The sequence below is a fragment of the Streptomyces sp. NPDC002911 genome (assembly GCF_053591835.1).
Genome location: NZ_JBSFUO010000003.1, coordinates 433,193 through 446,544 on the forward strand (window position 1 = coordinate 433,193; position 13,352 = coordinate 446,544).

General features: G+C 70.8%; 12 protein-coding genes. 5 read left to right on the plus strand and 7 right to left on the minus strand.

Annotated features, from left to right (window positions below; genetic code table 11):
• Position 1: 1 nt before the first annotated feature.
• Together ACWD04_RS07275 and ACWD04_RS07280 are read right to left on the minus strand one after the other, a co-directional pair.
• The gene (locus ACWD04_RS07275; RefSeq protein ID WP_451129037.1) at positions 2-931 is read right to left on the minus strand and encodes a carbohydrate ABC transporter permease; all 930 of its coding nucleotides are present in this window, start codon (positions 929-931) and stop codon (positions 2-4) included.
• A gap of 2 nt (positions 932-933) precedes the next feature.
• On the minus strand, positions 934-2,178 hold the full coding sequence (locus ACWD04_RS07280) for an extracellular solute-binding protein (RefSeq protein ID WP_451129240.1): 1,245 nt from the start codon (positions 2,176-2,178) through the stop codon (positions 934-936).
• Between the two features lie 215 nt (positions 2,179-2,393).
• Between ACWD04_RS07280 and ACWD04_RS07285 the strand changes: the two genes are divergently transcribed.
• Positions 2,394-3,452, plus strand: coding sequence for a LacI family DNA-binding transcriptional regulator (locus tag ACWD04_RS07285; protein WP_451129039.1), 1,059 nt, complete (start codon positions 2,394-2,396; stop codon positions 3,450-3,452).
• Between the two features lie 167 nt (positions 3,453-3,619).
• Complete coding sequence (locus ACWD04_RS07290) at positions 3,620-4,705, plus strand: WD40/YVTN/BNR-like repeat-containing protein (RefSeq protein ID WP_451129041.1); 1,086 nt, start codon at positions 3,620-3,622, stop codon at positions 4,703-4,705.
• A gap of 93 nt (positions 4,706-4,798) precedes the next feature.
• On the opposite strand, the gene ACWD04_RS07295 is transcribed toward ACWD04_RS07290, so the two are convergent.
• Positions 4,799-5,476 (minus strand): uracil-DNA glycosylase, encoded by a 678-nt coding sequence (locus ACWD04_RS07295; RefSeq protein WP_451129043.1) that lies wholly within the window; start codon positions 5,474-5,476, stop codon positions 4,799-4,801.
• A 222-nt stretch (positions 5,477-5,698) separates the two neighbouring features.
• On the opposite strand from ACWD04_RS07295, the gene ACWD04_RS07300 reads away from it, so the two are divergent.
• Both ACWD04_RS07300 and ACWD04_RS07305 read left to right on the plus strand, forming a co-directional pair.
• Positions 5,699-6,700, plus strand: a complete 1,002-nt coding sequence (locus ACWD04_RS07300) for an N-acetylglucosamine kinase (RefSeq protein ID WP_451129045.1) — start codon at positions 5,699-5,701, stop codon at positions 6,698-6,700.
• Positions 6,701-6,838: 138 nt separating this feature from the next.
• Positions 6,839-7,762 (plus strand): sirohydrochlorin chelatase, encoded by a 924-nt coding sequence (locus ACWD04_RS07305; RefSeq protein WP_451129047.1) that lies wholly within the window; start codon positions 6,839-6,841, stop codon positions 7,760-7,762.
• A gap of 103 nt (positions 7,763-7,865) precedes the next feature.
• Here the strand turns inward: ACWD04_RS07305 and ACWD04_RS07310 are convergent, their stop codons facing one another.
• The 4 genes from ACWD04_RS07310 to ACWD04_RS07325 all read right to left on the minus strand — a co-directional run bounded on the left by ACWD04_RS07310 (position 7,866) and on the right by ACWD04_RS07325 (position 12,247).
• Positions 7,866-8,936, minus strand: a complete 1,071-nt coding sequence (locus ACWD04_RS07310) for a lactonase family protein (protein WP_451129049.1) — start codon at positions 8,934-8,936, stop codon at positions 7,866-7,868.
• 96 nt (positions 8,937-9,032) lie between these two features.
• Positions 9,033-10,541, minus strand: coding sequence for an FUSC family protein (locus ACWD04_RS07315; protein WP_451129051.1), 1,509 nt, complete (start codon positions 10,539-10,541; stop codon positions 9,033-9,035).
• A 500-nt stretch (positions 10,542-11,041) separates the two neighbouring features.
• Positions 11,042-11,494, minus strand: coding sequence for a hypothetical protein (locus tag ACWD04_RS07320; protein ID WP_451129053.1), 453 nt, complete (start codon positions 11,492-11,494; stop codon positions 11,042-11,044).
• Positions 11,495-11,578: 84 nt separating this feature from the next.
• Positions 11,579-12,247 carry a TetR/AcrR family transcriptional regulator gene (locus ACWD04_RS07325; protein WP_451129055.1) on the minus strand — a complete coding sequence of 223 codons (669 nt, stop codon included), beginning with the start codon at positions 12,245-12,247 and terminating at the stop codon, positions 11,579-11,581.
• Positions 12,248-12,386: 139 nt separating this feature from the next.
• On the opposite strand from ACWD04_RS07325, the gene ACWD04_RS07330 reads away from it, so the two are divergent.
• Positions 12,387-13,154, plus strand: coding sequence for an SDR family NAD(P)-dependent oxidoreductase (locus ACWD04_RS07330; RefSeq protein WP_451129057.1), 768 nt, complete (start codon positions 12,387-12,389; stop codon positions 13,152-13,154).
• The last annotated feature ends 198 nt before the right edge of the window (positions 13,155-13,352 follow it).

Genomic DNA, 13,352 nt, shown 5'->3' on the forward strand with positions numbered 1-13,352 from the left:
GTCACATACCTTCCCGCGTGGACCGCATGGACCCGAAGCCACTGAGGCGGACCATGACCAGCGAGATACTGGTCGCCACGACGACGAGCGCCGTGGCGATGGCCGCCGCATAGCCGAGGTCGTACGTCTGGAAGCCGGTCCGGTACATCAGGTAGGGCAGAATCGTCGTGTCCGTGCCGGGACCGCCCTTGGTCATGATGAGCACGGTGTCGAAGTACGTCAGCGAGCCGACGATCATCAGGACCGACGAGGTCGTCATCGTGTGGCGCAGCTGCGGCAGAGTGATGTGGAAGAACTGCCGCACCATGCCCGCGCCGTCGATGGAGGCGGCCTGGTAGAGGACCTCCGGGATCTGCCGGGCGCCGCCCTGGTAGATCAGCGTGTGGAAGGGCATGAACTGCCATCCGCCGACGAACGCCACCACGAGCAGGGCGCCGGTGGACGTCCCCATGACGTTGGGATCGATGCCGATCCAGGGTCCGATCGTCTGGATCACGCCGAAGTTGGGGTCCAGCAGTGCGCGGAACAGCATCGCGATGGCGGTGGTGGAGAGCAGCAGCGGGATGAAGAAGATCGCGGACAGGAACGCACGGCTGCGCTGGCGGCCCGCGGCCCACACGCCCAGCAGCAGGGCCACCGGAGTCTGGAAGACCCAGCTGATCGTGGTGAGCAGGAGGCTCAGCCAGGCGGCCTGACCGAACTCGGAGTCCCTGAACAGCCGGGTCCAGTTGTCCAGGCCCGTGAAGGTCGGGGAGTTGAGACCGTCCCACTCGCAGAAGGAGAGACAGACGGCGATCGCCAGAGGGACGATCGCGAAGACGGCGAAGAAGAGGATGCCGGGGACGGCCCAGGCGACCGGGGGGCGGCCGACGTTGCCGACGGCAGCCTTCCTGTATCCGTACCTCTTCGCGACCGGAGTGTGGTGGGACATCGTTACTTTGCGGCCTTCATTGCTTCGACGAACTGCTCAGGGGTCGTCTTGCCGGCGAACAGCTTGCTGATCTCCGTGAGCAGTGGCGTGGCGTACTGGGCTTCGAGTGCCTGGTCCCACGAGAGGGTGAAGCTCGGAGCCTTCCGCACCATTTCGTACTGGTCGGTGGCGAACTCCGGGTTGGGGGAACCGCTCAGCATTGAGGCCGCGTTGGACGTGGTGGGGACGTCGCCGTTGTCGACGAGGGCCTGCGCGTAGGTCTTCGACGCCATCGTCTTCAGGAACGCGATGGCGGTGTCCTTGTGCTTGGTCCGGGCGTTGACGGACCAGTAGTTGGTGGGGTTGCCCACGATGTTCGCCGGGTCGCCCACCCCGCCGGCCACCGCCGGGAACGTGGTCCAGCCGAGGTCCTTCCTGGCGAATTCGGGGGCCTTGCCCAGCTGGGTCGAGTATTCCCACGAGCCCATGAGGTGCATCGCGGCTTTGCCCTTGCTGAGCAGGGTCGGCGCTGCTCCGCTGGCGTAGTCCACGGAGTTGAAGTTCTTCCCGAAGGCGCCCTGGGCGATCAGCTCCTTGACGGTCTGTGCCGTCTTGAGCACCGCGGGATCGCCCCAGCCGTCGGTGTCGCCGTCCTGGATCCTCTTGAAGACCTCCGGGCCGCCGATCCGGTCCAGCAGGTATTCCATCCACATCAGTTCGGGCCACTTCTCGGCGCCACCGAGCGCGAAGGGGGTGATGCCGGCGGCCTTGAAGGTCTTGATCGCCGTCTGAAGGTTTTCCCAGGTTTCCGGAGCCTCGATCTTGTACTCGGCGAAGAGGGCCTTGTTGTAGAAGAGCATCACAGGCTGCATGCCGCGCATGGGCACGCCGTAGATCTTCCCGTCGAGACCGCCGGCCGTCATGATCGAGGGGATGAAGCCGTTTTCGAGCGTGGCGTCGTTCTTCACCGTCGACGTCAGATCGACCAGGTCGTCGGAGTCGACGTAAGGCTTGATGGAGCCGGCGCCCCAGTTGTAGAAGACGTCAGGAGCGCTGGGCGAGCCCATGGCGCTGCGCAGCTTGTTCACGTAGTCGCTGCCGGGAACCGGAACCAGCTTCACCTGGACCTCGGAGGTCTTGTTGAACGTGTCGACCGCTGCCTGCTGAACCTTGACCGCGTCGTCGCCGTAGACGTAAGCGGTGATGGTCCCGCTGTCACTCCCGCCGCCCCCTGAGCCACAGCCTGCCAGCAGGCAGGCCATGGTCATCGCCGCGCCCGCCGCGGCCCGTCGTGTCGAACGTGTGCCCTGAGTGAATGTCCCCGACCTCATGACCGCATCCTCTGTCGAATGTTTCGGAGTGCCTCTCGAATGTTGCCGGAACCGTACGGTCGCGTTTCGGGCCCGTCAAGAGGGCAGGAGCAAGGATGTGCCGACCTTGCCCGGACGCGTATCCAGGGCTGCGGGGGAGCTACGATTCGTGCATGAGCCCTGCAAAGGTCCAGCCCCCACAGGAGAAGGTGTCCGTCGGCGAGTCGTCGGAGAGCACCGCCACGCTGGCAGAGATCGCCCGAGCGGCCGGTGTTTCGGCTCCGACAGTTTCGAAAGTGCTGAACGGCCGTGCCGATGTCGCCCCGGGCACCCGCACCAGGGTGGAGGACCTGTTGCTGCGGCACGGCTACCGCCGCAGGCGGGGAGCCTCCCAGCAGTCCCAGCTGATCGACCTGGTCTTCCACGAGCTGGACAGCGCCTGGGCGATGGAGGTCGTCCGGGGAGTCGAGAACGTCGCGAGGGAGGAGGGCCTGAGCCTGGTCCTCTCGGAGAGCGCGGGCCGGCTCACCCCGGGCCAGACGTGGGTGGACGGCGTGCTGGCGCGCCGCCCGGCCGGAGTGATCCTTGTGCTCTCGGACCTCGACGCGGCGCAGCGCGCACAGCTGACCAGCCGCTCCATCCCGTTCGTCGTCGTCGATCCGGCGGGTGATCCAGGCGACGACATCCCCTCGGTCGGGGCGGCGAACTGGCAGGGCGGCCTTGCCGCCACCCGCCACCTGACGGGTCTGGGCCACCGGAGGATCGGCATCGTCGGCGGACCGGCCCGCATGATGTGCAGCCGTGCCCGGCTCGATGGCTATCGCGCCGCCCTGGAGACCTCGGGCATCCCGATGAATCCCGATCTCGTCCGGGAGGGGGAGTTCAACCACGAGGACGGCTACACGGCGGCGCTGGAACTGCTGCGCCTGCCGGAACCGCCCACCGCCGTCTTCGCCGGGAACGATCTCCAGGCCCTCGGCGTGTACGAAGCCGCGCGCGAGCTGGGACTGCGGATCCCCGAGGACCTCAGTGTGGTCGGTTTCGACGACCTGCCGCTGACCCGCTGGATCGGCCCGCCGCTCACGACGGTGCGCCAGCCGCTGATAGAGATGGCCGAGACCGCGGCCCGGCTGGTCCTCGACCTGAGCCGGGGCAAGCAGCCGGCGACCACCCGGGTCGACCTGGCGACGAGCCTGGTGGTCCGCAGCAGCACGGCCCCGCCGGCGCGCTGAGGGGGCGGGGCGCGACTCCCGACGCGCGGACATGTCGTCCTGCGCCGTGGCCCGCGCGCTCGCCGCGACCGCTGTGACCTGGGCCGACACCGCAATTCCCGGCCACTGTCAGTGGCCCGGTGCAGACTGGCCCCATCCGGCACAACGGCGTCTCGGGAGGACCGGTCATGACCGATGTGATGCTCACCGTAGGTACCCGCAAGGGACTCTTCATCGGCCGCAGAAACGGCGGCAGGTGGACGTTCAGCGATCCGCATTTCAACGCCCAGGCGATCTACTCGATCGCCATCGACATCCGGGGGCGGGCGCCCCGGCTGCTGGTCGGCGGCGACAGCGCCCACTGGGGCCCTTCGGTCTTCCACTCCGACGACCTGGGCGCGACCTGGGTGGAGCCGAAACAGCCTGCGGTGAAGTTCCCCCAGTTCACCGGCGCGTCGCTGGAGCGGGTGTGGCAGCTGCACCCCGCCGGCCCCGAGGCCCCCGACGTCGTCTACGCGGGGACCGAGCCGGCCGCGCTCTTCCGGTCGCAGGACCGGGGCGAGTCCTTCGAGCTGGTCCGCCCGCTCTGGGACCATCCGACACGGTCCAAGTGGGTGCCGGGCGGGGGCGGCGAGGGGCTGCACACCATCCTGACCGACCCGCGGGACGCCCGGGCGGTGACCGTCGCCGTCTCCACGGCGGGAGTGTTCCGCACCGAGGACGGCGGCGAGCGCTGGTCACCGTCCAACAAGGGCGTCTCCGCCGTCTTCCTGCCGGATCCGGACCCCGAGTTCGGGCAGTGCGTGCACAAGGTGACCCGTGACGCGGCCGACCCCGACCGGCTCTATCTGCAGAACCACTGGGGCGTGTTCCGGAGCGACGACTCGGGGGAGCACTGGAAGGACATCGGCGCCGGCCTGCCTTCGGACTTCGGCTTCGCCGCCGCCGCGCACCCGCACCGCGCGGACACGTTCTACATCTTCCCGATCAACGCCGACGCGGACCGCGTCCCGGCCGGACACCGCTGCCGGGTGTTCCGTACGCAGAACGCGGGAGAGACCTGGGAGCCCCTCGCCCAGGGCCTCCCGGACGGTGACCACTACGGCACGGTGCTGCGTGACGCCCTTTGTACGGACGACGCCGACCCGGCAGGGGTCTACTTCGGCAATCGCAACGGCGAGGTGTACGCGAGCGCGGACGACGGCGACAGCTGGCAGCAACTGGTCGCGCATCTGCCCGATGTGCTGTGCGTGCGGGCCGCGGTGCTCGACTGACGGGCAGCCTGGCTCACGCCCTTCTGCCAACGCCTTGCAGGCGGGCGGGCAGGGTGATGACGCGCGAACTCGCCCTGCACTCCTGGTCGCTGCTCACGGCAGACGCCAGTCCACCGGTTGCTCCCCCGCGCGGGCCAGGAAGTCGTTGGTGCGGCTGAAAGGCCGCGAGCCGAAGAAGCCGCGGTCCGCCGACATGGGGGAAGGATGGGCGGATTCGACCGCGGGCAGGTCTCCGAGGAGTGGCCGTGCTGTGCGGGCGTCCCGCCCCCACAGCACGGAAACCATCGGCTTGCCCCGTGCGGCCAGGGCACGGATGGCCTGCTCGGTCACTTCTTCCCAGCCCTTGCCCCGGTGGGCGGCGGGTTTGCCGGGTGCTGTGGTCAGCGCCCGGTTGAGCAGCAGCACACCCTGCTGTGTCCAGGGCGTCAGGTCGCCGTTGGAAGGCCGGGAAAGGCCGAGGTCGGAGTGCAGCTCCCGGAAGATGTTCTCCAGGCTGCCCGGAAGCCGTCGCACATCGGGCGCCACCGCGAAGCTGAGCCCGATGGCCATGCCCGGGGTCGGGTAGGGATCCTGACCCACGATCAGGACGCGTACGTCATCGAAGGGCTGCTGGAAAGCACGGAGTACGTTCTTCCCCGCCGGCAGATAGGTGCGCCCGGCGCCGATCTCCGCACGAAGGAAGTCCCCCATCGCCGCGATCCGGCCGGCCACGGGCTCCAACGCCTCGGCCCAGCCGGGCTCCACAAGTTCACTCAACGGTCGCGCTGCCACGGCCGTCACTCTACCGGCCTACACCGCCCCGAGTGATCATGCGCGCCCACGGGAGGGGGCGGGAGATAGGGTGCCGCTTGTCGTCCGTCCTTCATGATTCCGGAGTCCGTCCATGAGGTCCCGGCCCCGCAAGGTCCCGCAGGCGTTCGTCCGCAGTCAGTGGTGCCCGTTGCTTCCGGTGATCGGGCCGACCGGTCTCCAGCCGGCCGAGCGGAGGCTGCCGTGACCGTCCCCGAACCAGGCGCGTTCGTCCTCGGGGTGGACTCGGGCGGGTCAGGACTCCGAGTGGCGCTCGGACCGGTGGAGGCCGGGCCTCCGCCGTTCACCGCCGTCCGCGCCGAACCCGTGCGGACCGGTGCGGACGGTATCGACGCCGGGCATCTGCTGGAGCAGCTGCTGCCCGCGGCCCATCGGCTGCTGGAGCAGGCGGGGCCCGGGGCATCCGTCAGCGCTGCGGCGATCGGTGCAGCGGGTATGGCGACGCTCGGTGACCAGCTGCGCGCCCGGTTGCCCGCCGCACTCGCGGACGCGCTGGGCGTACGGCGAGTGGCGCTGGCAGCCGATGCGGTGTCCGCGTACGCCGGGGCACTGGGCCAGCGGCCCGGGGTTGTCGTCGCGGGCGGCACCGGCCTGATCGCGCTCGGCACCGACCTCACGACGTGGCGGCGGGCGGACGGCTGGGGACATCTGCTGGGCGACAGCGGCGGCGGCGCCTGGATCGGCCGGGCGGGGCTCGATGCGGCGATGCGGGCCCATGACGGCCGGCGCGGCGGTTCGCCGGCGCTGCTGGCGCGGCTCGAGGCGGTCTTCGGAGCGGTCGCCGGTCTTCCTGGCCTGCTCTATCCGCGTACGGACCGCCCCGCGCTGCTCGCCTCCTTCGCCCCCGAGGTCGGGGCCTGCGCCCTCGACGACAAGATAGCGGCGGGGATTCTACGGGAGGCGGCGGCACACATCGCCGAATCGGCGAACGCGGTGTGTCCCCGCCCGGCGGGCTTCCGCCCCGACGACTGTGAAGTCGCTCTGACGGGCGGGTTGTTCCACATGGGCGAGCCTCTCCTCGGGCCGTTGCACAGGGAACTGGCCCAACAGGTCCCACGGGCACGCGTGGTCACGGCGGAGGGCGACCCGCTGCACGGCGCGCTGGAGATCGCCCGGGCTCTCGCCGGCCCCGGGCTGCGACTGCCACCCCATCCGACCCTGCTGTTCGTACCGGGAGTAACGTAGCTGATTCGGGCGATCATCCGTCCGGACAGCGCAGGTCAGTCGCCTGCCATGTCACCCAACAGACATATGCGGACAGATGACGCCTGACCGCCCCCTCCCCGAACAGAGGGGCACCCAAAACCAGTAGCATGCGGCGCCATGAGCACCCCCACTGGGCCCGCTTCCGGCCTGCCTGTACGAATGCCGCGACCTCGCCAGTCCGGACGGCACCGCCGCCCGGAGCCCGTGGTCGCACCTGAGGGCGCTGCCGCGCTCGTTCTTGCCCTTCCCGGTGCCCCTTCCCCGGCCTCGCGCAGCCTGGCCGAGGAAGTGATCAGCATCGCCCGTTCCGAGCTACCCGGTCTGAATGCACAGATCGGCTATCTCGACGGCGACGACGCCGAATATCCCACGCTCGTCTCCGTCCTCACCCGTGCCGCCGCCGAGCGCACCGCGCGCTACGAGCAGGCCACCGCCGCGGGCCGCGAGGTCGCCGAGCCCTCGGGCCCGTCCGCCGTCGTGGTGCCGCTGCTCGCGGGGCCGGACAGCGCCCTGATCCGGCGCATACGGCAGGCCGTCATGGACAGCGGTACGCAGGCGGAGCTGACCGACGTACTGGGTCCGCACCCACTGCTCGCCGAAGCGCTGCACGTACGCCTTTCGGAGGCAGGACTGGCGCGCGCCGACCGCGCGCGGCTGTTCACGGTGGCGACCGCGGCCGACGGCATCGTGCTGGCCACGGTCGGTGGCGAGGAGGCCGTGCAGGCCGCCGGGATCACCGGCATGCTGCTGGCCGCCCGTCTCGCCGTGCCGGTGATGGCCGCAGCCCTGGACGTGGAGGGTTCGGTCGCCTCGGTCGCCGCGCAGCTGCAGAGCTCCGGCTCCGCGCAGCTCGCGCTCGCGCCGTACCTGGTGGGCCCGGAGATCGAAGCAGGGCTGCTGGACGCCGCCGCGAAGGAGGCGGGCTGCGCGACCGCGGAGCCGCTCGGCGCATACCCGGCCATCGGCAAGCTCGTGCTCTCGCTGTACGCGACGACGCTGGGAATCACCCCGGCGACGCCGCAGGGAGCCCACGCACACTGATTTCGTGCCACCCGCATGCCCGGACGGTGTGGCGCGGACCGGTCCTCTCCGGTCCGTGCCACATGCCGGGCGGGGGCAGTCGCCGCCACTGCCCCGGTATGCGTCAGGCGAAGACCACGCAGGAGGCGGCCGCGATCTCGATGGAGCCCGCGTGCGCCGGGATTCCCGTCTCCGCGTCCACGGCAAACCAGCTGACGTTCCCGGAGTGCTCGTTGGCGACATACAGCCACTGTCCGGTGGGGTCGATGGTGAGATCGCGGGGCCAGCGTCCGCCGCAGCCCACGGCAGCCGCCAGCACAGGCTTCTCGGCCGTCTCGTCGAGCGTGAGGACGGAAATGCTGTCGTGCCCGCGATTGGCCGTCCACAGGAACCGGCCGTCGTGCGAGACCACCACCTCCGAGGGGTACGTACGCACGGCTCCGCCTTCGTCGTGGTCGTAGGGCAGCACCTGCGTCTCCCCCAGCGGTTCGAGCAGCCCGTCGGCCGCGTCCCAGCGGCAGACGGTGACCGTCGGCTCCAGCTCGTTCAGAACGTAGACGTGTCCCCCGGACGGGTGAAAGGCAAGATGGCGGGGCCCGGTGCCCGGACGCAGTGCCGTCTCGGCGTGCAGCCGCAGGCAGCCGGTGGCGGGGTCGAGGGCGCAGACACGTACGGAATCCGTGCCGAGGTCCACGCTCAGCACCCAGTTCCCCGACGGATCGGCCACCACCTGGTGCGCGTGCGGGCCCGACTGGCGGCCTTCGTCGGGACCGCGGCCCTCGTGCCGCAGCACGTCGGTCGCCCGGCCGGGCGATCCGTCGTCCTCTACGGGCAGCGCGGTGACACTGCCGGAGCCGTAGTTGGCCGTCACCAGATGGCCGCCGGCGAGGGCCAGGTGAGTCGGGCTGCTCCCGTCGACCGGCCGCACCTCACCGATCAGCCTCGGTGTGCCGTCGTCGTCGATGCCGAACGCCGCGACGGCGCCGTCGGAGGTCTCACTGACTGTGTACAGCACGGTCGCACCCGTCCCGGGAGCGTGGCCGACCGCGAGGAAGGACGGATCGGCCACGGCATCCGTGGACGCGAGCACGGACGGCGCCCCGGTATCCCGGTCGACGGCTGCGACGGTGATGCCGCGGCCTCCCGCCGAGGTGAACGACCCTATGAATGCCCGCTTTGCGTGGTCGGCGCCCATCGCGCTACCCCTCTTCGCGTCCGTCACGATCTTCCCGGCCGACGGTAGCAGGCAGCCTTCTCCGGTCCGGACCGGAGAAGGCTGCGAGAGAGGAAGTCAGGCGCCGATCAGCGGAGCGCGCGGGGAACTGTGCAGGGGAGCGGCGAGTTCGGCGAGCGCCCTTTCCAGACTGTGCAGATGAGCCAGCGCGGGTTCGGCCGCACCGGCAGGCTGCAACACTCCGGCACAGGCCGTCGTGGCGCGCCGCCGTACCGGTGCGGTCAGCGCCTCCACCGAGGCTTCCACGCGCCAGCAGGCAGCGGCCAGGCGGGCGTCCTGGGACGCCTCCGGGTCCGCCGTGACGGACGCGAGGCCCCGCACCTCGCGTACGCATACGTCGAGCAGCGCGAGGACCTGTGCGGCCCGTGCCTTACGGGCGCGGAACGGACTCAGCGGATGCACGAGCGGGCCGAGCGAGAGCCGTACCCGCCCGAGGAGCGCCTCCAGCTCGGCGACCCGGGGAGCGGGGTCGGCGGTCGCCGAGCCGCCGAGCCGTGCGGCGGCCTCCGCGGTGCACGCGTGCACGCAGCGCAGGGCCCGCTGGATCCAGGCATCGGTCGTCGCGTGGGTGGTGACCGGCAGGACGAGGAGTACCGCCACCACCGCACCGAGCGCGCCGACGCCGGTCTCCGTGAGGCGCAGCGCGAGCAGCGCGGGATCGAGGACGCCGAGCAGGCCGTAGAGCGTCACCGCCAGGACCGTCACCGAGAACATCATCCAGGTATAGGAGACGGCCGCACTGTAGAAGATCCCGAAAACGCCGAGGGCCACCAGGACCGCGGAAGGCAGAGCCGAGCCGTGCAGCGGAGCGATGACGAGCAGCCCGACGGGGATACCGGCGAGCGTCCCCAGCACCCGGCGGAATCCGCGGACCAGCGTCTCACCGCGTGAGGCGGTGTTGACGAAGACCCACCAGGTGGCACCCACGGCCCAGTACCAGCGCTCCCCGGAGAGGAACTGGCCCGCGAGCAGCGCGAGGGCCCCGCCCGCCGTCGCCTGGATCGCCTGACGCGTGGTCGTCCGGGCCAGCCCCCGGCCGGACACGGGCGCGAGCAGCGCGGCAACGGGCAGCTGTCGCTCGTAGCACCAGAGGCCGAAACGGACGGCCGACGAGGCGAGCAGCGAGAGCAGGACGGCGGAGTACAGCTCGGGCAGCTGTCCCGGGAGGGTGTGGAGGAACTGGGTGATGAAGAAGGCCATGAAGGCGAACACCCCGAGCGAGTGACCGCGCGGTCCCCATCGCCGGGCGTAGACACCCATACCCATGACCGCGAGGAAGGCCAGGTCACGCGCCACGGGTAGGTCGTGCAGTCCAGCCGCCAGGGCGAGTACGGGAAGCCCCGCGACGGGCAGGAGCGCCGTTGTGACCGCTTGCCCGCGCACGGTGGGGTCGGTCACCGTGAAGAGGGCCAGGAGTGCCGCGAGCCCGCCTGTGACAGCGCCGGCGAGTGAGTGACCGGCCAGGCCGCACAGGACGGCGGCCAGTCCGATGCCGAGGACGGCCCTCGTCGCGTGGCGCAGCCGGAGCCGCCCTGGATCCGGAGCCACGAACGCCCTCTTCAGCACAGCTGCCGCCCCTTCGCATGAAAAAGGGCGCCACGGAATCCGCAGCGCCATCGACGGGGACATCACACCACGGCATCGACTGTTGGCTCAACAGATGCCCGAGACGCTATGCCATTGGTGCAGCCAATCCACTTGCATGAGTGCCACGGTTCGGCCAATGGCCGGGCCTCTGCGTCTCGGGTAGGGGCAGGGCAGGGGCCGGTGCGCGGACTCATGATTGCCGTATGGCGGGAGGACCCGCCGGACGCCAGGGTGTGCGCGACCTCGCCGGCGGTGGGTGGTGACGGGTACGGCCACCGCTCGGACCGATCCGAGGGCGACGACCGGAGCGACCCAGCGGAACCCGTTGCCGGGACAGAGGCCGACGCGATCGCCCTTGCCCGATACCGGCGGCGGACCGGATCCCGACGGCCTGGGCCGCGAGCTCCGCGTAGGAGATCCGTTCCTCGGTGGTGACCACGCCCACCCGTGCGAGGGCCACGCACTGCCGTGACGCGCCCTCAGCGGCCGTACGCGGCGCGGCACAGGTCGACGATCTCGGAGGACGCGACCCCCTGGCCCGTTGCGCAGACGGTGCGCATGTCGTACGTCTGCCGCGGCTGTGCCCGGCGGGGCGTGCCCGCGCGGCGCGGCGGTTCGGGCCGGGCCGGAGCCACGCGTCGCGGCTGACTCCGGGCCTGCTGACGGGCCGGTGGTGCGACAGCGCCCGCACGGCGGGTCGGCGCACGCACCCCCTCCTCCTTCTTCTTCCGTTTCTTTCCGCCGTGCTCCGGCCGCTCCTCGGCCTTCCCCAGGGCGTCATGGACGGCCGGAGGCGCGGCGGGCGGCGTGGATGTCTGCGCGGCGGGGGCGTCGCCGGAGCGCACGGAGGCCACGGGGGCCGGCCTCTCCGCTTCGGCCGGGACGGAGACACAACCGGCCGCGCCCAGCAGGGCAACGAGCGCGAAGGACATGGACCGCAGGTTCATGCTCTGGTCAACGACGAGCCACACGACCGGACACGTTCGGAGCCTCCGGTCCCGGGCGGGCGCGGGCGCTCAGCCGGACAGGCCCGAGCGGGCGATGGCGAGCGCGCGGTGGATGGTGCGGGACAGCGAAGCCGGCTGCGGGTCCGTGCTCCACGCCCACTGCTCGACCGCGATGCGGAGCGTGCTGTTGAGCAGGGTCGCCTGCATCCGTGGCTCGAGGCCGTCCGGCCCGTGGCCCGTCCGCTCGGCGATGATCTCGGCGAAGACCAGCTCCGCGTCGTGGTGCACCTGGAGCCATACGGCGCGCAGCCCGGGCTCGGTGCGGGTGAGCAGGACCAGGTCACGCAGCGCTTCGGCTTCGGTGCCGGCCGGCGCGTCCGGAAGCGAGGGTGGGGCCCCCGCGACGGCCTCCACCAGCGGCCGGTCGCGTGGCCACGACCTCATGAGCGCGGTGACGAAGTCCAGCGCGTAGGTCAGCAGGGGGCTGACGCACAGTTCCTTCGACGAGGTGTAGCGCCACAGGGTCCGCTGCGAGATTCCCGCGGCGGCGGCGATCTCGTCGGCGGTCGTCGCTGCCACACCGCGCTCGGCGAAGAGACGAACGGCTTCGCGGGCGATCTCGAGCCGGGTCGCGGCCTTGCGGCGTTCGGTCAGCGGAGGACGCCCGAGGCGGGCTCCGCGGCCGGCCCCGGTTCCGGCGACGACCGAGGCCGGGTCCTGCCTCGCTTCGACGTGCACGGTTTCCACGGTTTTCGGCCACCATCCTTCCAGCTGCGTCCATCGTAGCGACATCTTTTCTGGCGGCACTCGCCATTTTGGCGCGACCTGACATTAAAGGTAGCGTGCTTGCTCTGTCACCGAACGCGAGGAGCAACACGTGAGCGTCACCAGCAATGGAACGGGCCGCAGCGTCATCGTCACCGGCGCCGGATCGGGCATCGGCCGGGCCACCGCCCTGTTGTTCGCGAAGGAGGGCGCGCGCATCGTGATCGCCGACATCGACGACGCGGCTGCCCGAGCCGTCGCGGAGGAGGCGAAGCAGGCCGGCGGCACCGCGGTGACCGTGATCGGCGACCTGCGGGACCAGGCCGTCGTCGACCGGGTCGCGTCGACGGCCGTGGAGGAGTTCGGCGGCATAGACGTGCTGGTCAACAACGCCGGAATCATGGACAGCATGTCGGCGGCGGCCGATACCGGCGACGACGAGTGGGAGCGCGTCATCGGCATCAACCTCACGGCTCCGTTCCGCCTCACCCGGGCCGCGCTGCCGCACATGCTCGCCGCCGGGAAGGGTGCCGTCGTCTTCACCGCCTCCGAAGCCGCACTCAGGGGCAGCGCGGCGGGTGCCGCGTACACGGCGTCCAAGCACGGCATCGCCGGCCTGACCAAGTCCCTGGCAGTCATGTACCGCGACAAGGGAATCCGCTCCAACGCCATCGCGCCCGGCGGCACCATCACCAACATCCGGGTCGAAGCCGACCGGAGTGCCCACGGGCCCGCCGCCCTCGCCCCCTACATGGGCAACGTCGGGTCGCCCGCCCAGGCGGAGGAGCAGGCGGCGGCGATCCTCTTCCTCGCATCCGACGCCGCGAGCAACATCAACGGCGCGATCCTCCCCGTCGACAACGGCTGGTCCGCAGTCTGAGCCCCTCACCTCCACCCAGGCGTCGGGTCATTTCCGGAGACCTTCCACCACCCCTCGAGCTCGAGATTTGCATCGACCACATACCGTGTGCCATGCACTTCTTAGGTGCGGGGCGCGTCAAGTGCTGTGAAGAACAAGGGGGTTACTCGTGGACGCCCCCGACGCGGGACCTCGTAGCCTGCGGGACCGGAGTGTCCG

Excerpts from the sequence above, each read along its gene's own strand:
- ACWD04_RS07305 (WP_451129047.1), top strand. The coding sequence starts at position 6,839 with ATGAGCACCCCCACTGGGCCCGCTTCCGGCCTGCCTGTACGAATGCCG.
- ACWD04_RS07310 (WP_451129049.1), bottom strand. The coding sequence starts at position 8,936 with ATGGGCGCCGACCACGCAAAGCGGGCATTCATAGGGTCGTTCACCTCG.
- ACWD04_RS07320 (WP_451129053.1), bottom strand. The coding sequence starts at position 11,494 with ATGTCCTTCGCGCTCGTTGCCCTGCTGGGCGCGGCCGGTTGTGTCTCC.
- ACWD04_RS07275 (WP_451129037.1), bottom strand. The coding sequence starts at position 931 with ATGTCCCACCACACTCCGGTCGCGAAGAGGTACGGATACAGGAAGGCT.
- ACWD04_RS07290 (WP_451129041.1), top strand. The coding sequence starts at position 3,620 with ATGACCGATGTGATGCTCACCGTAGGTACCCGCAAGGGACTCTTCATC.
- ACWD04_RS07280 (WP_451129240.1), bottom strand. The coding sequence starts at position 2,178 with ATGACCATGGCCTGCCTGCTGGCAGGCTGTGGCTCAGGGGGCGGCGGG.
- ACWD04_RS07285 (WP_451129039.1), top strand. The coding sequence starts at position 2,394 with ATGAGCCCTGCAAAGGTCCAGCCCCCACAGGAGAAGGTGTCCGTCGGC.